24 protein-coding genes and 1 riboswitch are annotated in these 23,650 nt (G+C 56.0%); of the genes, 12 read left to right on the top strand and 12 right to left on the bottom strand.

From position 1 onward, the window contains the following. The first annotated feature begins 60 nt into the window (after nt 1-60). The 6 genes from leuS to WG219_04040 all read left to right on the top strand — a co-directional run bounded on the left by leuS (nt 61) and on the right by WG219_04040 (nt 7,452). Nucleotides 61-2,676 carry a leucine--tRNA ligase gene (leuS, locus tag WG219_04065; GenBank protein ID WXL26664.1) on the top strand — a complete coding sequence of 872 codons (2,616 nt, stop codon included), beginning with the start codon at nt 61-63 and terminating at the stop codon, nt 2,674-2,676. A 54-nt stretch (nt 2,677-2,730) separates the two neighbouring features. Then, complete coding sequence (gene lptE, locus WG219_04060; GenBank protein ID WXL26663.1) at nt 2,731-3,342, top strand: LPS assembly lipoprotein LptE; 612 nt, start codon at nt 2,731-2,733, stop codon at nt 3,340-3,342. 35 nt (nt 3,343-3,377) lie between these two features. After that, nucleotides 3,378-4,421, top strand: a complete 1,044-nt coding sequence (gene holA, locus WG219_04055; protein WXL26662.1) for a DNA polymerase III subunit delta — start codon at nt 3,378-3,380, stop codon at nt 4,419-4,421. A gap of 79 nt (nt 4,422-4,500) precedes the next feature. After that, nucleotides 4,501-4,653 (top strand): alternative ribosome rescue factor ArfA, encoded by a 153-nt coding sequence (gene arfA, locus WG219_04050; GenBank protein ID WXL26661.1) that lies wholly within the window; start codon nt 4,501-4,503, stop codon nt 4,651-4,653. 71 nt (nt 4,654-4,724) lie between these two features. Further along, nucleotides 4,725-6,023, top strand: coding sequence for a lytic murein transglycosylase (locus tag WG219_04045; protein ID WXL26660.1), 1,299 nt, complete (start codon nt 4,725-4,727; stop codon nt 6,021-6,023). Between the two features lie 112 nt (nt 6,024-6,135). Beyond that, on the top strand, nt 6,136-7,452 hold the full coding sequence (locus WG219_04040) for a PAS domain-containing methyl-accepting chemotaxis protein (GenBank protein ID WXL26659.1): 1,317 nt from the start codon (nt 6,136-6,138) through the stop codon (nt 7,450-7,452). 50 nt (nt 7,453-7,502) lie between these two features. Here WG219_04040 and lipA read toward each other — a convergent pair whose 3' ends face one another. The 12 genes from lipA to WG219_03980 form a co-directional block, all read right to left on the bottom strand. Continuing rightward, nucleotides 7,503-8,483: a lipoyl synthase gene (lipA, locus tag WG219_04035; protein WXL26658.1), complete on the bottom strand. Its 981-nt coding sequence runs from the start codon at nt 8,481-8,483 to the stop codon at nt 7,503-7,505. A gap of 110 nt (nt 8,484-8,593) precedes the next feature. After that, nucleotides 8,594-9,265 (bottom strand): lipoyl(octanoyl) transferase LipB, encoded by a 672-nt coding sequence (gene lipB, locus WG219_04030; protein WXL26657.1) that lies wholly within the window; start codon nt 9,263-9,265, stop codon nt 8,594-8,596. Continuing rightward, a complete protein-coding gene (locus WG219_04025) occupies nt 9,265-9,543 on the bottom strand; it encodes a DUF493 domain-containing protein (GenBank protein ID WXL26656.1) in 279 nt (92 codons plus the stop codon). Before WG219_04025 ends, lipB begins: the two co-directional genes overlap by 1 nt. Nucleotides 9,544-9,610: 67 nt before the next feature. Next, entirely contained in the window at nt 9,611-10,786 is a 1,176-nt protein-coding gene (locus tag WG219_04020) for a D-alanyl-D-alanine carboxypeptidase family protein (GenBank protein WXL26655.1), read from the bottom strand. A gap of 115 nt (nt 10,787-10,901) precedes the next feature. After that, nucleotides 10,902-11,912 carry a septal ring lytic transglycosylase RlpA family protein gene (locus WG219_04015; protein ID WXL26654.1) on the bottom strand — a complete coding sequence of 337 codons (1,011 nt, stop codon included), beginning with the start codon at nt 11,910-11,912 and terminating at the stop codon, nt 10,902-10,904. Continuing rightward, complete coding sequence (gene mltB, locus WG219_04010) at nt 11,912-12,922, bottom strand: lytic murein transglycosylase B (GenBank protein WXL26653.1); 1,011 nt, start codon at nt 12,920-12,922, stop codon at nt 11,912-11,914. The genes WG219_04015 and mltB overlap by 1 nt, the downstream gene beginning before the upstream one ends. Before the next feature lie 17 nt (nt 12,923-12,939). Next, nucleotides 12,940-14,085 carry a rod shape-determining protein RodA gene (gene rodA / locus WG219_04005; protein WXL26652.1) on the bottom strand — a complete coding sequence of 382 codons (1,146 nt, stop codon included), beginning with the start codon at nt 14,083-14,085 and terminating at the stop codon, nt 12,940-12,942. After that, complete coding sequence (gene mrdA / locus WG219_04000) at nt 14,082-15,971, bottom strand: penicillin-binding protein 2 (protein WXL26651.1); 1,890 nt, start codon at nt 15,969-15,971, stop codon at nt 14,082-14,084. Before mrdA ends, rodA begins: the two co-directional genes overlap by 4 nt. 12 nt (nt 15,972-15,983) lie before the next feature. Beyond that, nucleotides 15,984-16,451, bottom strand: a complete 468-nt coding sequence (rlmH, locus tag WG219_03995; protein ID WXL26650.1) for a 23S rRNA (pseudouridine(1915)-N(3))-methyltransferase RlmH — start codon at nt 16,449-16,451, stop codon at nt 15,984-15,986. A 15-nt stretch (nt 16,452-16,466) separates the two neighbouring features. Continuing rightward, nucleotides 16,467-16,844, bottom strand: coding sequence for a ribosome silencing factor (rsfS, locus tag WG219_03990; GenBank protein ID WXL26649.1), 378 nt, complete (start codon nt 16,842-16,844; stop codon nt 16,467-16,469). Nucleotides 16,845-16,866: 22 nt separating this feature from the next. Further along, complete coding sequence (gene nadD, locus WG219_03985; protein ID WXL26648.1) at nt 16,867-17,526, bottom strand: nicotinate-nucleotide adenylyltransferase; 660 nt, start codon at nt 17,524-17,526, stop codon at nt 16,867-16,869. Further along, nucleotides 17,526-18,791, bottom strand: a complete 1,266-nt coding sequence (locus WG219_03980; protein ID WXL26647.1) for a glutamate-5-semialdehyde dehydrogenase — start codon at nt 18,789-18,791, stop codon at nt 17,526-17,528. The genes nadD and WG219_03980 overlap by 1 nt, the downstream gene beginning before the upstream one ends. Nucleotides 18,792-19,056: 265 nt before the next feature. On the opposite strand from WG219_03980, the gene WG219_03975 reads away from it, so the two are divergent. From WG219_03975 to WG219_03950, 6 genes are all read left to right on the top strand, one after another. Further along, on the top strand, nt 19,057-19,986 hold the full coding sequence (locus tag WG219_03975) for an AEC family transporter (GenBank protein ID WXL26646.1): 930 nt from the start codon (nt 19,057-19,059) through the stop codon (nt 19,984-19,986). Between the two features lie 172 nt (nt 19,987-20,158). Continuing rightward, nucleotides 20,159-20,245: riboswitch (cyclic di-GMP riboswitch) on the top strand. A 137-nt stretch (nt 20,246-20,382) separates the two neighbouring features. Further along, nucleotides 20,383-21,006 carry a winged helix-turn-helix domain-containing protein gene (locus tag WG219_03970; protein ID WXL26645.1) on the top strand — a complete coding sequence of 208 codons (624 nt, stop codon included), beginning with the start codon at nt 20,383-20,385 and terminating at the stop codon, nt 21,004-21,006. Between the two features lie 17 nt (nt 21,007-21,023). Continuing rightward, entirely contained in the window at nt 21,024-21,560 is a 537-nt protein-coding gene (locus WG219_03965) for a GTP-binding protein (protein WXL26644.1), read from the top strand. Continuing rightward, entirely contained in the window at nt 21,557-21,967 is a 411-nt protein-coding gene (locus WG219_03960) for a hypothetical protein (protein WXL26643.1), read from the top strand. Before WG219_03965 ends, WG219_03960 begins: the two co-directional genes overlap by 4 nt. Nucleotides 21,968-22,030: 63 nt before the next feature. Next, complete coding sequence (locus WG219_03955; GenBank protein ID WXL26642.1) at nt 22,031-22,390, top strand: hypothetical protein; 360 nt, start codon at nt 22,031-22,033, stop codon at nt 22,388-22,390. A 175-nt stretch (nt 22,391-22,565) separates the two neighbouring features. Beyond that, nucleotides 22,566-23,552, top strand: coding sequence for an MBL fold metallo-hydrolase (locus WG219_03950; protein ID WXL26641.1), 987 nt, complete (start codon nt 22,566-22,568; stop codon nt 23,550-23,552). Nucleotides 23,553-23,650: the final 98 nt, after the last annotated feature.

Raw genomic sequence — 23,650 nt, 5'->3', positions numbered from 1 at the left:
AGCAGCGCTCATGTATGCTACGACGTTTCCCGCAAGCCCTTATTAGCAGCGCCGGTAGCCATGCAAGAACAGTATCAGCCACGTGAAATTGAAGCCGCCGCGCAGTCCCACTGGGATGCGCACAATTCCTTTGTAGTGAGCGAACAGCCAGGCAAGGACACGTTCTACTGCCTGTCGATGTTCCCCTACCCGAGCGGCAAGCTGCACATGGGCCATGTGCGTAACTACACCATCGGCGACGTAATCGCCCGCTATCACCGCATGCAAGGCAAAAATGTGCTGCAGCCAATGGGCTGGGACGCGTTCGGCATGCCGGCAGAGAACGCTGCGATGAAGAACAACGTCGCACCGGCCAAGTGGACCTACGAGAACATCGCGTACATGAAGACCCAGCTCAAGAGCTTGGGCTTGGCCATTGATTGGACCCGCGAAGTCACCACCTGCAAGCCTGATTACTACCGCTGGGAACAGTGGCTGTTCACTAAGCTGTTTGAAAAAGGTGTGATCTACCGCAAAAACGGTACTGTTAACTGGGACCCAGTTGACCAAACCGTACTGGCCAACGAACAAGTGATCGATGGCCGCGGCTGGCGCTCAGGCGCGCTGATCGAAAAGCGCGAAATCCCGATGTACTACTTCAAGATCACCGCCTACGCGGATGAACTCTTGAGCAGTCTTGATGAACTGGATGGCTGGCCTGAGCAGGTCAAAACCATGCAGCGCAACTGGATCGGTAAGAGCTTCGGCGCGGACATCGTATTCGCCTACGACGTAGACAGCATTGGCCAGGCTGGCCAGCTCAAGGTCTACTCGACCCGCCCGGACACCCTGATGGGCGCCACCTACGTGGCTGTTTCCAGTGAGCACGCACTGGCTGTACAAGCCGCTGCCAACAATCCTGAGCTGCAAGCTTTCATCGCCGAATGCAAAGCAGGCTCAGTGGCTGAAGCCGATATGGCGACCATGGAGAAGAAAGGCGTTAATACTGGCCTGTTCGTCATCCACCCGCTTAACGGCAACAAACTGCCGGTGTTCGTAGCCAATTACGTGTTGGCTGGTTATGGCGAAGGCGCCGTAATGGCAGTACCTGCTCACGATGAGCGCGACTTCGAGTTCGCCACCAAGTACAACCTGCCGATGGTTCAGGTTTACCAGGGCAATGCCGAACAGCAGTTCGACGCCGCCCAATGGCAGGACTGGTACGGTGATAAACAAGGCCTGACCACCATCAATTCCGGCAAATACGATGGCAAAGACTTCAGCGCCGCCTTCGACGCGATCGTTGCTGATCTGGAAGCCTGTGAGCACGGTGCCCGTAAGACTCAGTTCCGCCTGCGTGACTGGGGTATCAGCCGCCAGCGTTACTGGGGCTGCCCTATCCCAATCATCCACTGCGACAGCTGTGGCGACGTACCAGTCCCGGAAGACCAACTGCCCGTTGTACTGCCCGAAGACGTAGTGCCGGACGGCGCTGGCTCACCGCTGGCCAAAATGCCTGAGTTCTACAGCTGCACCTGCCCGAAATGTGGCGCTGCAGCCAAGCGCGAAACCGATACCATGGACACGTTCGTGGAAAGCTCCTGGTATTTCGCACGCTATGCCTCGCCTCACTACGAAGGCGGTATGGTTGACCCGCAAGCAGCCAACCACTGGTTGCCGGTTGATCAGTACATCGGTGGTATCGAACACGCCATTCTGCACCTGCTGTATGCGCGCTTCTTCCACAAGCTGATGCGCGACGAAGGCCTGGTCTCTTCCAATGAGCCGTTCAAAAACCTGCTGACTCAGGGCATGGTGGTTGCAGAAACCTACTACCGCACCCTTGAAAACGGCGGCAAGGATTGGTTCAACCCAGCTGATGTCGAAGTAGAACGCGATGCCAAGGCCAAGATCATCGGCGCCAAACTGAAGAGCGACGGCCTGCCAGTTGAAATCGGCGGCACCGAAAAGATGTCCAAGTCGAAGAACAACGGCGTAGACCCGCAGGCCATGATCGACGCCTACGGCGCCGACACCTGCCGTCTGTTCATGATGTTCGCCTCGCCACCCGACATGAGCCTGGAGTGGTCCGACTCTGGTGTAGAAGGTGCTAACCGCTTCCTGCGTCGTGTCTGGCGTCTGGCCCAAGCCCATGTTAATCAGGGACCTGCTGCCAAACTGGATCTGAGCAACCTCAGCGACGAACAGAAAGCCGTACGCCGAGCCATTCACCTGGCTATCAAGCAAGCCAGCACCGATATTGGCCAATACCACAAGTTCAACACTGCCATTGCTCAGGTAATGACGCTGATGAACGTATTGGAAAAAGCACCGCAGTCCACTGCTCAAGACCGCGCTCTGCTGCAAGAAGGCCTGGAAACGGTAGCTCTGCTGCTGGCCCCGATTACCCCGCACATCAGCCATCAGCTGTGGCAGGAACTGGGACACTCTGATGCCATCATTGATGCACAGTGGCCAACGGTGGATGAGTCCGCACTGGTTCAGGACAGCCTGACACTGGTGGTACAGGTCAACGGCAAGCTGCGCGGTCAGATTGAAGTACCTGCCAGCGCCAGCCGTGAAGAGATCGAAGCCAGCGCACGTAACAACGAAAATGTCCTGCGATTCACTGAAGGCCTGAGCATCCGCAAGGTCATCGTGGTTCCAGGCAAACTGGTCAACATCGTCGCCAACTGATAAAGCCCGGCGCGTCCTGAGCGGCGCGCCGTCAGACATGCCAAGGGGATAAAAATGATCAAACGGAATCTGTTGGTAATCGGCCTGGCTACCCTGCTCAGTGCCTGTGGCTTTCAGCTGCGTGGCACCGGCGATATCCAATTCGCCCTGAAAGAGCTGGATGTAAGCGCTCGCAACGAGTACGGCGATACCGTCAAAGAGCTGACCCAGAGCTTGAACAGCAACGGTGTCCGCGTTTACCCCGGCGCGCCTTATCATCTGGTCCTGGCCAGCGAGCAAGAAAACCGCCGCGCAGCCACCTTTACCAGTGCTGCTCGCACCGCAGAATACGAACTGACCAAAACCATTGAATATGAAATTCGCGGCAGCAAAAACGCCGTGCTACTCAATGACAAGGTCGAGGCCAATGGTTTCTACAACCAGGATGGCAACAACCTGATTGGCGGTGACCAAGAAGCCGAACAGCTGCGCAAAGAAATGCGCCGCGAACTGATTCAGCAACTGCTGCAGAACATTCGCCAGATAACCCCTGAGAAACTCGACGAGCTGCAAAGTATCGCCGATGCCAAAGCCCAGGCTGAAGCTGAAGCACTGGAAGCAGCCCGTCAGCGTGAGGCTGCCGAGCCGCAAGCGTCGCCGATCACACTGCCAGTTCAGATTCAGTAAGATCACGGGCCGCGTAAGCGGCCTGTTTCTTTCCTATGAAGCTCAATCCTACGCAGCTCAACAAACACCTTCAGGGCAACCTGAGTCCGGTTTACGTCATCAGTGGTGACGAACCCCTGCTTTGCCAGGAAGCGACCGACGCTGTCCGCAATGCGGCACGCCAACAAGGCTACAGTGAGCGCCAGGTGTTTAATGCCGACAACAGTTTCGACTGGGGCAACCTGCTGCAAGCAGGAGCCAGCCTATCGCTGTTTGCTGAAAAACGCATACTGGAACTGCGTATACCCAACGGCAAGCCCGGCGACAAAGGTGCAGCGGCCCTACTCGAATACCTAGCCCGCCCTGCCGAAGACACCGTCCTGCTAATCAGCCTGCCTAAGCTTGATGGCAGTACGCAGAAAACTAAATGGGCCAAGGCCCTAATTGATGGGCAGGACAGTCAGTTCGTACAGATCTGGCCAGTGGAGGTTGCTCAACTGCCTCAGTGGATACGCCAACGGTTGGCCTCAGCCGGCCTTAACGCCACAGCCGAAGCAGTGGATATGATTGCAGTCAGGGTCGAGGGCAACTTGCTGGCTGCAGCACAGGAAATTGAGAAGCTCAAGCTGCTGGCAGAAGGCACCCAGGTCGATGTCGATACAGTCCAGGCGGCGGTAGCCGACAGCGCCCGCTTTGATGTGTTCGGACTGATAGACGCAGCCCTCAACGGAGAAGCAGCCCATGCTCTGCGCATACTTGAAGGCTTGCGAGGGGAAGGTGTTGAACCGCCCGTTATTCTCTGGGCTTTAGCGCGAGAGATTCGCCTGCTCGCGGGAATCGCACAGCAATTTGCTCAGGGCATCCCATTAGAGAAGGCCTTCAGTTCAGCGCGTCCACCGGTCTGGGATAAACGTCGCCCGCTGGTCAGTAAAGCCCTTCAACGGCTTTCAGCTGCGCGCTGGTCTGCCCTGCTCCAGGACGCCCAGCACATTGATGCGCAGATCAAAGGCCAAGCGCCCGGTGATCCGTGGAGTGGCTTGAGCATGTTGACCCTGAATCTATGCGGGCAACGCTTCGGTTTATCCCACTCCGGCATTTGAGCCCCCTCTGGACTTTCCTAGCGCTCAGGTCCATGCTTTGCGCGCTTGTAATCTGCAAGCAGTCTATGAGGACACACGCATGGCGAAAAAGACCCGGCATAACAAGGCCAAATCCATTGTTGCTCAGCCATTGTTCCGCAGCCGACAGGAAAAACCCGGCAAAGGTAAAGGCAGCTACCGTCGTCAAGCCTCCCAGCAAAACTGGGAGGCTTTTTCTTTATTGGCTGCATAGAAAAGCTCTCAGACTCCCCTTGCTAGCCATTCATGCTAAGGTTAGAGCCTGCGAAATGTGCCGAGATCACCATGCCTGACCTGCTTATTCGTGGCCTGTCCCATAGCGCCACCGCCTGCACCCTGATGCTTTTGATCGCCTGTGCAGAAGTGCCAGCCCAGACATATGCTGCCGTTCCCGTTACAGCAGAGGCGCCAGCCCCTGTGCAGCCCGCTGTCACACCTCTCATTAATAACACTCAAGTCCCGTTGCTCACTTTTGAAGAATGGCGCTCGCTGCTGCGCAGTGATGCCATTGCTGCTGGCATTGACGAGCGCGTGTTTGACCGCGCTTTTTCCGGCGTCACACCGGACCCTAAAGTCATGGCCGCCGACAGCAGCCAACCGGAGTTCACCCGCCCAGTCTGGGATTACATTGACGGAGCAGTGTCCGTCTCTCGGATTGCTCAGGGCAGAGTGCTCAAAACTCAGCACCGCCCAACCCTCAAGGCAATCCGCAGTGCTTATAAGGTCGATCACGAAGTACTAATCGCCATTTGGGGAATGGAAAGCAACTTTGGCAGCAACATTGGCAGCAACAATGTTATTCGCTCCCTCGCCACCCTTGCCTATGAAGGTCGCCGTCAGGTGTTTTGGCGCAGCCAGCTGTTGGCCGCCCTGCAGATCATGCAAGCCGGGGACTATCATGGTAAAACCTTGATCGGCTCCTGGGCCGGTGCCATGGGCCAGACCCAGTTCATGCCTACAACATTCAACGAACATGCAGTGGATTTCGACGGCGATGGTCGGCGTGATCTTTGGAACTCCATTCCAGATGCCCTCGCATCTGCTGCCCACTACTTGAATAAATCCGGCTGGATAAACGGCGAGTCTTGGGGGGTTGAGGTCAATCTGCCGAAGAACTTCGATTACGCCCTGGCAGACCCCGAAGTTCGCCGCAGCATGGCGCAATGGCGTGAACTGGGAATCCACCCAGTGCGTGAGATCCGGGCAACGGATGAGAGTCAGGCCACTTTGTTTCTGCCAGCAGGCTATCGTGGGCCTGCCTTCCTGCTGCTGAACAACTTCCGGGTAATCCTGCGCTACAACAACTCTACTGCATACGCTCTGGCCATCGGCCTGCTGTCGGATGCACTGGATGGTGAGCCCGGCGTTCAGGCAGCCTGGCCGCGAAATGACCGCCAGCTGGGCCGAAGCGAGCGCATCGAAATGCAGCAACTGCTCACAGCCAAGGGCTATGACACAGGCCCGGCCGACGGCATCATCGGCGCCAACACCCGTAAAGCTGTGCGGGCATTCCAGCACACTCAAAACCTGCCCCAAGACGGTTATCCAAGTTATGAGCTGCTGAACATTCTGCGTAAACCATAAGTAGTTTATAGAATCAGCTAAACATTTCGTACTTTTGTACGATACTGATAAAGCGCCACCAGCAGACTGGGCCTGGCGCTATATCAGTGACGTACAACTGCAGGAAGTAGAAATGTTTAACAAGAGCTTACGCAAGGAACTCGCGGATCTCCGAGAGGCATACACTCAGCTCCGTCAGGTAAGCGACTCTGTTTATTCTGAAATGCTCGTTCTTGAGCTGGATGCTCAGGGTCGGGTGCAAATGGTCAATGAAAACTTCCTGCGTGAACTGGGCTATCGCGAGGGCGATCTGCTGCGCAAAGACATCGAGCAACTGTTTGCGCCAGCCTTCCACAACGAACCCAACTACCCGAAATTCCGCCGAGCACTCCAAAACAAAGAACACTTCTGCGGTGCTTTCCGCCTGCTTGATGCCAAGGGGCATGAGGCTTGGCTGCGCTGCATTTGGCAACCGGTACTGGATAGTCAGGGTCAAATGCTGCGCATGACCATGTGTGCGGTCAACCTGACCCGAACAATCGAAACCTCCCGGGAACATGAAAGCATTATCCAAGCCCTGCTGCGCTCGACTGCAGTTATTGAGTTTGACCTGTCAGGTAATGTGCTGACAGCCAACGAGCGCTTCCTAAACAGCATGGGCTATCGTCTCGAGCAGATTCAGGGCAAGCACCATCGCATGTTCTGTGAGCCGGAGGAATATAACTCTTCGTCTTACCAAAGCTTCTGGGAACAACTTAAACGTGGGGAGTTCGTCAGCAGCCGCTTCAAACGTTTGGACAGCCTAGGACGCGTGGTATGGCTAGAGGCCTCATATAACCCAATCTACAATCCCCATGGCGAGCTGTATAAAGTGGTCAAATTCGCCACGGTGATCACTGACCAGATTAATCAGGAGCTGGCCGTAGCTGAAGCGGCCACAGTGGCCTATGGCATCTCTCAACAGACCGACAGCACCGCCCAACAGGGCGCTCAGGTCATTAGCGAAACGCTCAAAGTCATGCAGGCTATCGCTGAACAAGTACAGAGCGCCACCGAAGGCATAGAGGCACTGGGTAAGCAGTCCGAATTGATCAGTGCCATGGTCAAGACCATCAATGGCATTGCTGATCAAACCAACTTACTGGCACTCAACGCTGCTATCGAGGCGGCCAGGGCTGGTGAGCAGGGCCGTGGTTTTGCTGTCGTGGCAGACGAAGTCCGGCAACTGGCGGCACGCACCAGCAAAGCAACAGAAGAGATTGTTGAGGTCGTTCAACGCAACCAAACACTGGCGCAAAATGCCGTTGAAGCCATGGCTAGCAGTAGCCAGCAAGCGTCACAAGGCTTAGAGCTAGCCGGACAAGCAGGCCAGGTGATCATTGATATACAAGACGGTGCACAGCAGGTCGTACAAGCCGTTGGGCAATTTGCAAACCAACTCAAGACCTAAGGCTGAAACACAAAAAATGACCGCCTCAGTGGCGGTCATTCTAACGGTAGTCAGTTACCGACCTTATTGCCGTGGGCTTGCTGGTCAGCGTGATAAGAGGAACGAACCAGCGGGCCAGATGCAACGTTCTTGAAGCCCATTTTTTCACCTTCTTCCGCAAACCAAGCAAAGGTATCCGGATGAACGAAGCGTTGCACCGGCAGGTGGCTGCGGGACGGCTGCAGATACTGCCCAAGAGTGAGCATGTCGATGTCGTGCTCACGCATGCGCTTCATGACCTCAATCACTTCTTCATCGGTTTCGCCCAGTCCCAGCATCAGACCGGACTTGGTCGGAACATGGGGAACTCGCTGCTTGAACTTTTGCAGCAGGTCCAGCGACCACTCGAAGTCAGACCCCGGACGCGCAGCCTTATACAAACGAGGCACTGTTTCGAGGTTGTGGTTGAACACATCTGGCGGCTCTTGGGCAGTGATGTCCAGAGCGACGTCCATACGACCACGGTAATCCGGCACCAGGGTTTCCAGCTGCACGTTCGGGGACAGCTTGCGGATTTCACGCAGGCAGTCGGCAAAGTGTTGGGCGCCACCATCGCGCAGGTCGTCACGGTCGACCGAAGTGATCACCACATACTTAAGGCGTAGGTCGGCAATGGCAATAGCCAAGTTGGTCGGCTCATCCACATCCAGAGGCTTCGGACGGCCATGACCAACGTCACAGAATGGGCAGCGACGGGTGCAGATATCACCCATGATCATAAAAGTGGCAGTACCACCGCTGAAGCACTCACCCAAGTTCGGGCAACTGGCCTCTTCGCAAACACTGTGCAGCTTGTGCTTACGCAACAACTGCTTGATGCGATCAACCTCAGGGGAAACCGGGATACGGACACGAATCCAGTCAGGCTTTTTCGGCAGCTCTTCCGTCGGAATGATCTTCACCGGAATACGGGCCATCTTCTCGGCTCCGCGCAGCTTAACGCCGACTTCCACTTTGGCCGGTTTACCGGGGGTTTGCACTGTGCTGCTCATAAAACAACCTACCCTCAATTTATCCAGCCTGCGGCACGCTGTTCAGGCCCAGGCTAATCGTCCGTTGTACGGCACTATTCGTCGTTAACTGCTGTAAAGCTGCTGCGCAACTAGGCGTGTACACCTGTCAGCTCAGCGATGTCGCCGGGCAAGGTCGCGTGTTTACTATAGCCAAGGTGATTGACCAACTGCTCACGCAGACGAGCACTCACCTCAGAAAAATCAACCGGAGCCGTTGTGAGGTCAGCCAGTTGTGTCATCGCCATTCCTGCATAACCACAGGGGTTGATGCGCTGGAACGGCTGCAAATCCATATCCACGTTCAGAGCCAAGCCGTGAAACGAACGACCGTTACGGATTCGCAGCCCCAGCGAGGCGATTTTCGCGCCGTTCACATACACACCGGGCGCGTCTGGTTTAGCGTTGGCTTCAATTCCGTAACTGGCCAGCAGATCGATCAAACTGCGCTCAATACGTGACACCAACTCACGCACACCAATACCGCTGCGGCGCACGTCTAGCAGCAGGTAAGCTACCAATTGGCCGGGGCCGTGATAAGTCACCTGCCCCCCACGATCGACCTGAACAACGGGTATATCACCAGGAAACAGAACATGCTCGGCTTTGCCTGCCTGTCCTTGAGTAAACACTGGGGCATGTTCCAGCAGCCACACCTCATCGGGCGTATTCACGTCACGGTTATCGGTGAAGTGCTGCATTGCGTGCCAGGTGGGCTCGTAATCAACCTGGCCCAGCTCACGGAAGCCGAGCGGAAGGTCCATCACAGCACCATATGAACGCGACCAGTGGCACGCAGATCAGTATGGATGGCTTGCAGTTGTTCAACACCCGTTGCAGTGATCAGCACTTGGACGGAAAGGAAACGACCGTTGCGGCTGTCGCGGCTGACCAGGGTCGTCTCATCGAAACCCGGTGCGTGACGGTGCATGATCTCAATGATCAGGTCAGAAAACCCTTCGCCCGCCTCACCAATCACTTTGATTGGGTAGCGCTCGCAAGGGAATTCGATTTTTGGAGCTTGTACGTCAGTATCTGTCATGGCAATCCGCGGGCTTATGGCCCGTCCAGAACAGAACGCCCTGCGTCAGGGCGTTCTGGCAAGTCAATCAGTTGAACAGTCCGTAGAAGAATAGGCGAATACCATCCCAAACGCGACGGAAGAAACCACCCTCTTCAACAGCATTGATAGCAATCAGATCGGCAGTGTGTACCACCTCATCACCCAATTTTACTTCAACTTTACCAATCACATCGCCCTGGGCGATGGGTGCGATTAGTTGAGGATTGAGGACCATGCTAGCTTGCAGCTTGTCCAACTGCCCCTTCGGCAGGGTCAGGCTCAGGTCTTGTGCCAAGCCGGCTTTAACCTGGCTCTCAGCACCTTTCCAAACCGGCGCTTGAGCAAGCTCAACACCTTGCTTGTAGAAAGTACGGGACTCAAAGAAACGGAAACCGTAGGTCAGCAGCTTCTGTGTCTCAGCGGCACGAGCAGATTCGCTGGCCGTACCAAATACGGCAGTAATCATCCGAGCGCCATCGCGAACAGCTGAAGCCACCAAGCAATAACCAGCTTCGGCTGTATGGCCAGTTTTCAGACCATCAACGGTCTTGTCGCGCCACAACAGCAGGTTGCGGTTGCCTTGCTTAATGTTGTTCCAGACAAATTCTTTCTGTGCGTAGATCGCGTAGTGTTCTTGGTCTTCATTGATGATAGCGCGGGCCAAGATCGCCATGTCATGGGCACTGGAGTAGTGCTCAGGATTGGGCAGACCAGTCGCGTTCATAAAGTGGCTGTTGACCATGCCAAGCCTTTTCGCGGTCTCGTTCATCATGTCAGCAAAAGCGTCTTCGCTGCCTGCGATGTACTCAGCGAGCGCAATACTGGCGTCATTACCAGACTGGATAATTACACCGTGCAGCAGGTCGCCCACTTTGGCTTCGCTGTTAAGGGGCAGAAACATGGTTGAACCGCCAGACGCAGCGCCACCCGTGCGCCAGGCGTGCTCACTGATAGGCACCATGTCTTGTTCGCTGATTTTGCCCTTACGGATTTCCAGAGTAGCGATGTAAGCCGTCATCAACTTGGTCAAGCTTGCTGGCGGCAGGCGCTGGTCACCATTGTTTTCGACCAGAACATTACCGGTGGCGGCATCCATCAGTACATAGGATTTGGCAGCCAGTTGCGGGGCAGCCGGGACCACTTGCTGGTCAGCCCAGGCAGTAGCCGCACTGAGCAGACCGATTGATAAAACAATGCGCTTGGCAAAACTGGTGATTTTCATCCGCTTCTCTGGTTTGCTTGGGTGGAACGATCCACAAGATTTCGTATTTCAAACAGATCTCCCTAAGGGCAGACCTGCTTTGCTGTTTAGTCCAGCTGATATCAAATAAGTGCCATTAATCCGGTTTAACCAACTTGGGCTCCCCAAGATTGGCCAACCTCACACTGCTTTGCAGACGCTCAGCCTCGCTTTGGCTGCTCACCGGCCCCATGCGAACCCGGTGCAAAATCTGCTGGTTTCGCACCACTGAGCTGACGAACACCGGGGCACTCACCGTCCCGCTCAGTTTGGCTTTCAGGAGCTCCGCAGCGTCCGGATTGGCGAAGGCTGCCACTTGGAGATACAGGCCAGACGCTCCGAGTGAATCGTTTTTTTTTGAGTCGATCTGGACTGGTAATACGGCCGCTGCATGTTGCTGCACCGGTGGAGTGTAAGTTTCCAGCGGTTGACTGATTGGCTGTGGCGTGACCTGTGCAACAGTGCTTGTCTGGGTCGACTTTGGTGCAGCCAGAACCATTGGCACCGGCTGACCCTGTTGAGCCCACCACTCACTCGGATCGATCCCTTCTACCTTCACCCGTGCGGTACCGCTTTCGGCATAACCAAGCTTCTTCGCAGCAGCAAAGGACAGATCAATAATCCGGTCCGAATAGAACGGCCCACGGTCATTCACACGCAGAATGGCCGTTTTGCCGTTTTCCAGGTTGGTCACCCGTACATAACTCGGCAGAGGCAGTGTTTTGTGTGCAGCGGTCATTCCATACAAATCGTAAGTTTCGCCATTGGCGGTAGCCTGGCCATGGAACTTGGTGCCATACCAAGAGGCCGGACCCACAGCGACGTAGCGCCGAGCATCGGAGATGGGATAGTACTGTTTACCAAATACTGTATACGGGCTTGCCTTTACAGGGCCGTAATGCGGCATAGGGACGGCATCTGGAATTTTCGATACATCCACATCCCACCACGGGGCACCATCCTTATGCGGACGATCAAAATCAGAAGGCCCAGAAATGCCGCCACCCTGCTGCACCGGCTGTACGGTTTTTGGCTTTGGCGATGAGCAGCTGATTAGCATCAGTGCCAAGCTACCGCACACGGCCAATTTGAATGGCAACTTACTCATTAATTATTACCCCGGGCCTCAACCAGCAGTTCCGCCAGCTGATTGACCGCCATCGCATACATGACACTGCGATTGTAGCGGGTGATCACAAAAAAGTTAGGCAAGCCCAGCCAGTACTCAGCACCTTGAGCTCCTTCCAAGCGGAACGCCGTTACAGGCATGTCATCACTGAGCGGCTCTGCTGTATTCCAGCCCAGCTCACGCAACTCACCAACATTCTTCACTGGGTCCAGAGCCGGACTCAGGCCCTCGTCGACGCGCTCGCCGCTGACAGCAGCAACTTTAGCCACGGCTTCGCCCGGCAGCCAGCCATGCACTTTGAAGTAGTTGGCAACACTGCCAATAGCATCCGTCGGGTTGTTCCAGATATTGATATGGCCATCGCCGTCAAAATCAACTGCGTATGCACGGAAGCTGCTCGGCATAAATTGCGGCAGTCCCATGGCACCTGCGTATGAGCCGGTCAGCGACAACGGATCGACCTGCTCCTCACGCGTCAGCAGGAGAAACTCTCGCAGCTCCTTACGAAAGAACGGTGCGCGCGGCGGATAATCGAAAGCCAAGGTAGAAAGTGCATCCATCACCCGGTAGCTGCCGGTATTACCACCGTACATGGTCTCAACACCGATGATGGCCACAATGAATTGGGCAGGCACGCCGTATTCGGTCTCAGCACGACTCAGGGCCGCTTCGTTGTTCTTCCAGAACTCCACGCCGCGTTTGATACGGGCATCGGTAATAAAGATCGGACGATAGTCTTTCCAGGGTTTAACCTTCTCGGCTGGACGAGAGATGGCATCCAGAATCGCCTGTTTGCGCTCAACTTTGGTAAACAGCTGCTCGAGCTGTTCGGCGGCAAATCCGTAATCACGGGACATTTCACTGACAAATTCGGTTGTCAGCGGAGCCTTGTCATAGTCCCCGGCGCTTACCGGCTGAACTGCTGCGCACACCCCCGCCAACATCAACCAGGGTGCTGTACGTCCTATCCAACCGCGCATGTTTTGCATTGATCTACTAACCCCAATCAAGACTGTGTCATCCACTTACGATGTGTGTGGATGGACATCAAAATTCCAAAGCCTGCCAATAACGTAATCAGCGAAGTACCGCCATAGCTGATAAAGGGAAGCGGCACTCCAACCACCGGCAACAGGCCACTGACCATGCCGATATTGACGAACACATAGACAAAGAAGGTCATGGTAAGTGCTCCGGCGAGCAGCTTACCGAACAGCGTCTGTGCTTGCACGGTAATCACCAGCCCCCGGGCAATCAACAGCAGGTACACCAGCAGTAACAAACAGACGCCTACTAAGCCAAACTCCTCAGCCAGAACCGCAATAATAAAGTCGGTATGGCTCTCGGGCAAAAAGTCGAGGTGAGACTGAGTCCCGAGCAACCAGCCCTTACCCATTACACCGCCAGAACCGATGGCCGCCTTGGACTGAATGATGTTCCAGCCGCTGCCCAGCGGATCGCTCTCCGGGTTAAGGAAAGTCAGCACCCGCTGCTTCTGATACTGGTGCATCACAAAGAACCACATGCCAATGGCAATCGGCACCACTGCAGCGACCGCCCCAACAACCCAACGCCACTGCAACCCACCGATGAACAGCACAAAACCGCCAGAAGCTAAAATCAGCAGCGAGGTGCCGAGGTCGGGCTGCATGAGAATCAGCACAAATGGCGTGATAATCATGGCCACGGCCACACACAGGTGCTTAAGACGCGGTGGCAGGCTACGGTTGGATAAATACCAAGCGATGGTCGCTGGCATGATGATCTTCATGAACTCCGAGGGCTGGAAGCGGATCACGCCGGGGATATTGATCCAGCGCGTCGCCCCCATGGCGTTGTGGCCCATCACATCCACCACAATCAACAACGCAACCCCCACCCCGTAAGCGAGAGGCACCCACCGAGCCATAAAGCGCGGCTCAAACTGGGCGATGATGAGCATGCCGACTAAACCAAGGCCAAACGAACTTGCCTGCTTCATCACCAGATCAAGATTCTTACCACTGGCTGAATACAGCACCAGCAAGCTTCCGACAGCCAAGATGATCAGCAGCAGCATGAGGATGCCGTCAATGTGCAACCGCTGCAGCAGAGTAGCCCGGCGGCGTACCAAGTCTTCATTGGAAAGATTGCGGTCGAAATTATTGCTCATGGCTGGGTCACTCCAGGTTCGACAGGGGGAGCGAACTCAGGCTTGAGTTGACCGTTTTCATCCAGCAACCAGGCATCCATCACCTGCTTAGCCACGGGCCCGGCCACACCAGAGCCGGACTCGCCGTTCTCAACCATCACAGCAACGGCGATCTGGGGGTTATCGAAAGGCGCAAAGGCAACGAACAACGCATGGTCGCGATGGCGCTCAGCCAGTTTATTCCGGTCGTACTTCTCGCCCTGTTTAATGGCCACGACTTGAGCCGTACCACTCTTACCTGCCATTCGGTAGACAGCCGAGTCACCGACTTTGCGCGCCGTACCACGCGCCCCATGCACCACAGACTCCATACCTTTACGGCCATAGTTCCAGAAGGATGGGTCGCGCAGCACAATATCTGGCATCGGATTCGGGTCTACAGGTTTCTCACCCTGAATATCCTTGGCCAGATGGGGACGAATCCACTTGCCGCCTGTAGCCAAAAGCGCAGTGGCCTGAGCTAGCTGTAAAGGGGTAGCCTGCATATAGCCCTGACCAATCCCAAGGATGACGGTTTCGCCGGGGAACCATGCCTGGCGGTAACGAGCCCGCTTCCAGTCACGGGATGGCATGAGACCACCGGTTTCTTCAAACATATCCAACGCAACCCGCTGACCAAAGCCGAAACGACTCATGTAGTCGTGAAGGCGATCAATGCCCATTTTATGAGCTAGGGAATAGAAGTAGGTGTCATTGGAGCGGGCAATGGCTAAGTCCATATCCACCCAGCCGTCACCAGATCGGTTCCAGTTACGGTACTTGTGGGTGTTGTTGGGCAACTGGAAGTAACCAGGGTCAAACACGCGGGTTTGCGGCGTTACAATGCCCGCATCCAGGCCTGCAACAGCCACCATGGCTTTAATGGTTGAGCCTGGCGGGTACAGCCCCCGTAGCACACGGTTGTACAACGGGCGGTCAATGGAATCACGCAGGTCAGCATAAGCCTTGAAACCGATCCCCGTGACAAAGGGATTGGGATCGAAACTCGGCTGGCTGACCATCGCCAAAACCTCACCGGTTTGTGGCTGAATGGCGACAATAGCACCGCGACGCCCGCCCAAAGCCGCTTCGGCTGCCTCCTGCAAACGTACATCCAAGGTCAGGGTAATATCTTTACCAGACTTAGGCTCTGTACGATTGAGCACCCGCAGAACCCGACCACGGGCGTTAGTCTCGACTTCCTCATAACCGACCTGCCCATGCAGCTCAGCTTCGTAGAAACGTTCAATACCGGTTTTGCCGATATGGTGGGTGCCGCTGTATTCAACGGCATCTAGCTCTTTTAGTTCTTTCTCGTTGATCCGCCCGACGTAGCCAACGGAATGGGCAAAATGCTCACGCAACGGATAATGCCGCACCAGCTGTGCGGCCACCTCGACACCCGGCAAACGGAATTGGTTTACCGCAATCCGGGCAATCTGTTCTTCCGTCAGTTCAAACAGCACAGGAACAGGCTCAAAGGGACGACGCCCCTGCTTGACCCGACGCTCGAACAAAGCGCGGTCTTCCGCCCCCAGCTCCAGCACTTCAACAATCACGTCCAGCACATGATGCCAGTCACCGGCCCGCTCACGGGTCAGCGTCAAGCTGAAACTCGGGCGGTTGTCGGCGATAATCACGCCATTGCGGTCAAAAATCAGCCCGCGACTGGGCGGAATTGGCTGCACATGGATGCGGTTATTCTCTGCCAGCGTGGTGTGGTAGTCGTACTGCACCACTTGCAGGTAATACATCCTGGCCAACAACACCATCGTCAGCAAAAGCACGATGCCGGCCCCGACGATCGCGCGCTTGCGGATCAGCAGTGCATCCTTTTCGTGGTCTTTGAGGCGAATCGGCTGTGGCATCGGTTGGGCTGATTACTTGTGGTATGGATGACCGGACAACACCGTCCAGGCCCGGTAAATCTGCTCGCCTATCAAAATCCGCACCAACGGGTGCGGCAGAGTCAGCGGAGACAGCGACCAACGCTGTTCACTGCGTGCCTGTACTTCAGGCGCCAGCCCTTCCGGGCCGCCTACCATCAGGTTGACAGTTCGCGCATCCAGGCGCCACTTGTCCAGTTCCACCGCCAGTTGCTCGGTGCTCCATGGTCGCCCTTGGACTTCTAAGGTGACGATGCGTTCCCCCGCCCCGACCTTACTCAGCATGGCTTCGCCTTCCTGGCGAATCATGCGGGTTACATCCGCATTCTTGCCACGGGTGGTCAGGGGGATTTCAACCAGCTCGAGTGCAAGTTCGGCAGGCATGCGCTTGGCGTACTCCTGCCAACCTTCCTCGACCCAGCGCGGCATGCGTGAGCCAACAGCAATCAGTTTGATCCGCACGGAGGCGTTTCCTTCTTATTGCTCGCCTTCACCCGCCGACTGGGCGCGGCTCTGTTCAGCACCCTGCCACAGGCGCTCAAGGTCGTAGAACTGGCGAGCGGTCGGCAGCATCACATGGACGACCACCTCACCCAGATCCAACAGCGCCCACTCACCGGTATCCAGGCCTTCACTGCCCAGGGGACGCACGCCCTGCTCTTTGACCTTTTCCAGCACGTTGTCGACCAACGACTTTACGTGGCGGCTGGAAGTACCGCTGGCGATCACCATAAAGTCAGTGATGCTGGTTTTGCCGCGCACATCAATGGTAGTGATGTCCTGGGCCTTAATGTCTTCCAGAGCGTCGATGGCCAGCTTGACCAGCGCTTCGCCCGCTACAGTTGCCTTTGTCATAATTAACTCAATTGCCTCATGTTCATTTCATGCCACGGTACAGACCGTGGTTATTGATATAGGCCAGAACCGTGTCTGGCACGAGGAAGCGCGCAGACTTCCCTTCAGCTAACAAGGTGCGTATCTGGGTCGCCGACACCGCAAGCGGCGTTTGCCAGATAAATGCAATTTGCCCGCCTGGCCCACTCAGAGCCTGCGGATCACCAACACTGCGCGCTGCCAGTAAATCGCGCAGCGCCTCAGGGGCATCGGTATCAGCATCAGGCCGCTGCAACACCAAAATATGGCAGTGCTGCAGCAACTCTTCCCAACGATGCCAACTGGGCAAGCCACAAAAGGCATCCCAGCCCAACAGCAGAAACAACTGATCTTCTGCGGCCAACTCACCCCGAACAGACTCCAGGGTATCGATCGTGTAGGACGGTCTCTCGCGCAGCAACTCGCGGTCATCCACCCTCAGTACGGGGCTGTTCGCCACCGCCAGCTCAACCATGTCCAGACGCTGCTGAGCGCTGACCTGTGGTGTCGCTCGGTGCGGTGGACGTGCACTGGGAATCAGACGTAACTCGTCCAGCTCCAGCGCCTCCGCCACTTCAACGGCGCTACGCAAATGCCCGATGTGCACAGGATCAAATGTGCCACCGAGCAGCCCGATGCGCCGGGATTGGCTTGTTGTGCTCATCAGGTACGGATATGTCCGTCGCCAAACACAACGTACTTCTCACTGGTCAGCCCTTCCAGGCCAACCGGGCCACGGGCGTGCAGCTTATCGGTGGAAATACCGATCTCAGCGCCCAGGCCATATTCAAAACCATCAGCAAAACGGGTAGATGCGTTGACCATCACTGACGAGGAGTCCACTTCAGTGAGGAAACGCCGAGCATCCGAGAAGTTCTCGGTGATGATCGCGTCCGTGTGCTTGGAACCATAACGGTTGATGTGCTCAATCGCCTCATCCAGCGACTCAACAATGCGAATCGACAGGATTGGGGCGTTGTACTCGGCGGCCCAGTCTTCTTCGGTGGCCTCCAGTACATCAGCCCCCAGAAGCTCGCGGGTCGCTACATCACCACGCAGTTCCACACCCTTTTCGCGGTAAATCGCTGCCAGAGGTAACAATGCTGCCTTGGCGACATCACGGTGCACCAGGAGGGTTTCCATGGCGTTGCAAGGTGAGTAGCGCTGGGTTTTGGCGTTGTCGGCCACGCGAATTGCTTTATCCAGATCAGCAGCCACATCGATATAGACGTGGCAGACACCGTCCAAATGCTTGATCACCGGCACTTTGGCTTCGCGGCTGATACGCTCGATCAGGCCTTTACCGCCACGGGGAACGATGACGTCAACAAACTCCGGCATGCTGATCAGCGCGCCTACTGCGGCGCGATCAGTGGTTTCCACCACCTGAACGGCAGCCGCAGGCAGACCCGCTTCAGACAGGCCCTGCTGAATGCAGCGGGCAATCGCCTGATTAGAGTGGATGGCCTCTGAGCCGCCACGCAGGATAGTGGCGTTACCTGATTTCAGACACAGACTTGCCGCATCAATGGTGACATTAGGGCGGGACTCATAAATGATGCCGATTACCCCCAGTGGCACGCGCATTTTGCCAACCTGAATGCCGGAGGGCAGGTAGCGCATATCGCGGATTTCACCAATCGGATCGGGCAAGGTCGCCACTTGGCGCAGGCCTTCGATCATGGAATCGATGACAGCTGGAGTCAGCGCCAGACGATCCACCATAGCAGGCTCCAAGCCATTAGCACGGGCGGCCGCTAGATCCAGCTCATTAGCTTGCACCAGTTCACTACGGGCAGCATCCAATGCAGCCGCAGCAGCCTGAAGCGCGCGGTTTTTCTGGGCGGTACTGGCACGCGCCAGCACACGGGAGGCACTGCGGGCCGCCTGGCCCAGGCGGGTCATATAGTCGAGCACTGACTCTGTCATGTTTTCGGCAGATCTGGGAATTGAAAAAAGTGGTTGAGTATACCGGTCACGGGCTTCCAAGCCCAGCACTGCGCGGCAGGTGGTATGACCCCCATTCATATCAGCACTCGGCAACACCAGCACGAGCACCCAAAACTCACATCAAGCCAACACTGTCCTGCTGCCTTACAACATTGCAACCCGCCTATCACGACACACTAACAACTGTTGGACTGATGCCCGGTGCAGCTCTAAGCTCTGCCATCCCCTTGCTCCAGAGCCGCTGATGCATACCGTTTTTGCTGTCGTGTTGCCGATTTTCGCCCTCATTCTGCTGGGCTATATCTGCCGCAAAACCAACCGACTGGGCGAGCGCGCCGCTTCTGAACTGAACCGCATGGTGGCCTGGCTGTGTTTGCCAGCACTGCTATTCAAAGTCACAGCCACCTCAACCTGGGCTGAAATCTGGCAACCGGGATTTGTTATCAGCGTAACAGCCAGTTGCCTGCTGATTTTTTTCGCCACGCTGATTTGGCGCCTAACACGCCGCCACACTTTGGTGGTAGCCAGCCTCGATGGTCTTAGTGCCTCCTACGCCAATACGGGTTACATCGGCATCCCCTTGTGCCTGTTGGTGTTCGGTCAGGACGGACTTGAACCTGCGCTGATCGCATCGCTGATCGTGGTCTGTCTGCTGTTTTCCCTCTCAGTGGTGTGTATTGAGGTGGGTTTACAGGATGAGAAAAACATCGGCAGAGCCACACTGGCAGTGACCAAGGCATTGGCCAAAAACCCACTGGTGGTATCCCCCATCGCAGGCGGCTGCTGGGCCGCTACTGGGCTAGGGCTGGCGGAGCCTGTGATGCATCTGCTGGATATGCTGGCCACCGCCACAACGCCCTGCGCGTTGATCTCTCTCGGCCTGTTCCTTGCTCAAAAACAACAGGGCAACACCCATGGCGCATGGCCGCTGGTGGTCATCAAGCTGATTGGCCAGCCATTACTCACCTGGTACTTGGCCTTTGAGGTTTTTCACTTGCCGTTGGTATGGGCGCAGGCTGCGGTTTTACTCAGCGCCCTGCCCACCGGGACCGGCCCGTTCATGCTGGCAGAACATTATGATCGCGAAGCCGGCGTAGTCTCCCGCGCCATACTCCTGTCCACGGTTTTGTCCATCGCCAGCCTGACACTCATCCTGTTCTGGATGGGTCACTAAAGATGCGCCTCATACCCCACTGCGAGCCGAGCCTCTCAGTTACTTCCTCAGCGCTATAGCACAAACTTCTGGCTCTGCAGCTGAATTTCGCAAAAATGGGACGATAGTCACACCACTCACCGACAGTCCACCAAAGTGTGTTTGCTGGTCTCCCACGACCAACTAGTCTCCTTTCAGACAAAAGCAAACCTGCGTGAAAACCAGGGACGCAAAGCCACCGATCTAAAGCCTCAAAGGCTATGACAGCGGGGTTGCCTGGATAAAGCTGAGACAGCTCAGCTCTTCTGCCGTCAGAACCCAGGTGGCCTCCCTTTGAGCAGGGGTATACAGGATGAACTGGGCTCTGACTTGGCATTGGCAAACCGGCCTTGAAGCAACAGGCACGGAGGACAACCAATGCCGCCTTTGAATAACAGGGATAACTACACCTACGCTTTCGCGCACCTCAACTTGCGTGACGAGGTGGTGTTCAAGTCCATTGTCGGTCTGCTGGCAGGTCGTACTCACCACCATTGGCAACATGTCGAAGAGGGCGAGGCAGACCTGCTAGTCCTGGGTGTGGATGGTCACGACAATAAGCCAGCCCAGCGCCCTGCCCGAGCCATTCTGCGGATTGCCTACCAACAGACAGATAACCAAGGCCTGTCGGTGCACTGGCCCTTGCGCGCCAACGAAGTATTCGAACGCCTAGAGCAAGTAGCCAAGCTGCTCAACCAGCCCCAGGCAGACACAAACGTAGCTGCGCAGCCAGCCTACAAGCTCACTCGCTGGCCCCCACACGACGTACTCGGCCACAACCCGGCCCACCTGCGTTTGGCAACACTATTGGGGGCTAGGGCCCTCAGCTGTGCAGAACTTAGCGAACGCAGCGGGCTTTCTACGACGCAGTGCCATCACTTTCTCCAACGCCTTAACAGTGCGGGCCTGCTGCTGGAAGAAAGCCAACCCGATAAACCCAAAAGCGAAAGCGCTCCCCAAGGTTTTTTTGCCCGCCTGCGGGCGCACCTGGGCCTTTCCTAACGTCAGGCGAACGAGTAATGACTGAATATAAGATCCTCTTTACAGGGACGATGGGTGCAGGGAAGACCACAGCAATTTCCGCGATCAGTGAAATTCCCCCTGTCATTACTGACGTACAAAATAACGACCCCAGCCTGCTCAAGGAAAAAACCACCGTCGGCCTCGACTACGGTGAGCTGACCTTGCCCGGCGGAGAACAACTGCGGTTGTACGGAACGCCGGGGCAGCAGCGTTTTTCATTTATGTGGCAAATCCTCGCCAAGGGCGCTTTGGGCCTGATCATCTTGCTTGATCACAGCCGCCCAGATCCTGTCGCCGACCTGTCCATTTACCTCACCAACTTCGCTGAGCTGATCGCCCGGACTGGCTGTGTCGTAGCGGTTGGACGGATTGCCGCAGACGCCCACAGTGAGCTGGATGGCTACGCCAAGTGCCTTGCCGAACACGGCGTGATCTGCCCTGTTCTGAGCGCTGACGTGCGCGACAAAACACAGGTACTGGCCCTGCTCGATCTCCTCCTCTTACAACTCGAACATCAGGTACCCCAGGCATGACTCAACTCAGCGCTGCACACCCCGAACTGTTCCATCGCCTGCAAAAACTGGCCGAGACGGAACTCGACGAACTGATGCAAGCACTCTCTGGACTGAGCGCTGGCGTTATCGCCACTTCCGATGGTTTTGAAGTCGCCGCCCGCGCCAAAGCAGGCGTGGACGTTTCCAAACTTGCCGCCATGGCCTGCTCTATCTCCGCCCTCGGGTCAATGGTGGGTGTTGAAAGCGAAATCGGCCAATACCAAAACGTCGTGGTTGAAGCGGATGAGGGTTATGTCGTGATCATCGATATCCCCCACCCCCAATACCCGATGATCCTGAACCTGGTAGCTGCCCGCAACGAAGTACTCGGGCAAGTCCTTTATCTCGCCAAACGCGCGGTTGCACGCGTGTCAAAGGCAAGCTGAATCATCCCGGGCCGTCGTGTAGCCCGGTATGCATAACCTGTTAACACGCAATGGAGAATAACAATGGCAACTATCCAAGAATCCCTTAACGCACTTCTGCAACTCGACGGTGCACTGGCATCAGCCGTGGTGGACGCCAACAGTGGCATGTTATTGGGGGAAGCAGGATCAGGCGTGGACATGGAGCTGGCAGCAGCAGGTAATACCGAGGTGGTGCGCGCCAAGATCAAGACCATGAAGTCCCTCAACCTCAATGATGTAATCGAGGACATGCTCATTACCCTAGGCAAGCAGTACCACATCATTCGTCCGCTTGCCTCATCTGAAGGCGTGTTTATCTACTACGTACTGGACAAGAACAAAGCCAACCTGGCCTTGGCCCGCCGCAAAATCCAGGAAGTAGAAGGCGCATTAGCTCTCTAACTTCAGTCAAGTAACCGGCCACATGGACGTGACCGGCCCATCATCTTGCAGCCACTGCCCCCCCCCGTTCTTATATAGCTACAGATAATTTCCTCCGATGCGTTGACGCCACTCGCTACGGACAGTAAATCTGCTGATCACACCTAAGCAGCTAACTGTCTCTCAGGAGTTTTCAATGCATGCCTCACTGATCCACAAACCTTTACGTCACCTGTTTATGGCGGTTGCTTTGGGCGCCATGACTGCCGCAGGCATCTCATCTGTACAGGCGGCCCCCGCTGCGCAGACCACACAAGCCCCAGGCTTCTTCCGCCAAGCCATTGGCGAAACAACCGTCACAGCCCTGTACGACGGTTACGTAGAACTCGCCCCCTCAGTACTTAAAGGGCTGGATAGCAAGCGAATCGAAACCCTGCTGAAGAGCAACTACCAGAATACCGATCCTGGCTTCCAAACAGCGGTTAACGCCTACCTAATTCAAACCGGAGACAGACTGGTGTTGATTGATGCAGGGGCCGCTAAATGCTTTGGCCCCACGCTGGGCAACATTGTGCAAAACATCGAAGCTGCCGGTTACAAAGCAGGTGATGTGGACACAATCCTCTTGACTCACATGCACCCTGATCACCTGTGTGGGATAGCTACGGCTGACGGTAAAGCAGCCTTCCCCAATGCGACCGTGCTGGCATCACAAGAAGATGCTGGTTTTTGGTTAAACGAGAAAGTGGCACTGGCTGCGCCCGAAGCTGGTAAGGGCTTGTTCAAAATGGCCCATGAATCAGTAGCCCCCTATAAATCTTCCGACAAATTCAACACATTTAAAGAGGGCGATGAGCTGTTCCCCGGCGTGCATGTCATTCCTTCTCACGGCCACACTCCAGGTCATACATCTTTCCTACTAGAGTCCGGCGGGCAGAGCTTGTTGATCTGGGGGGACATTGTTCACTCGGCCACCGTGCAGATGCAGCACCCCGAAGTGTCCATGGAGTTTGATGTGGACTCAACCCAAGCCATCAAAACCCGCACAGAAATGTTGAAAAAAGCTGCCGCAAACGGTTGGTGGATTGCCGGAGCGCACCTACCCTTCCCGGGCATCGGCCACGTACGCACCGAAGGCAAAGCCTACGCTTGGGTACCTGCTGAGTACGGTCCGCTGCGCTGACCACCTAGCGGAGGCGCCATGGCTGCCTCCGCCCTCTCCCCAGCAGCTGCTCAAACGCCCTGCGCTGTCACATAACCTCCATATCAACAGGCTAGGTT

The organism is Pseudomonas mendocina (assembly GCA_037482215.1).
Taxonomy (GTDB): Bacteria; Pseudomonadota; Gammaproteobacteria; order Pseudomonadales; family Pseudomonadaceae; genus Aquipseudomonas; species Aquipseudomonas mendocina_E.
This window is presented reverse-complemented; position numbering and strand designations above follow the sequence as displayed.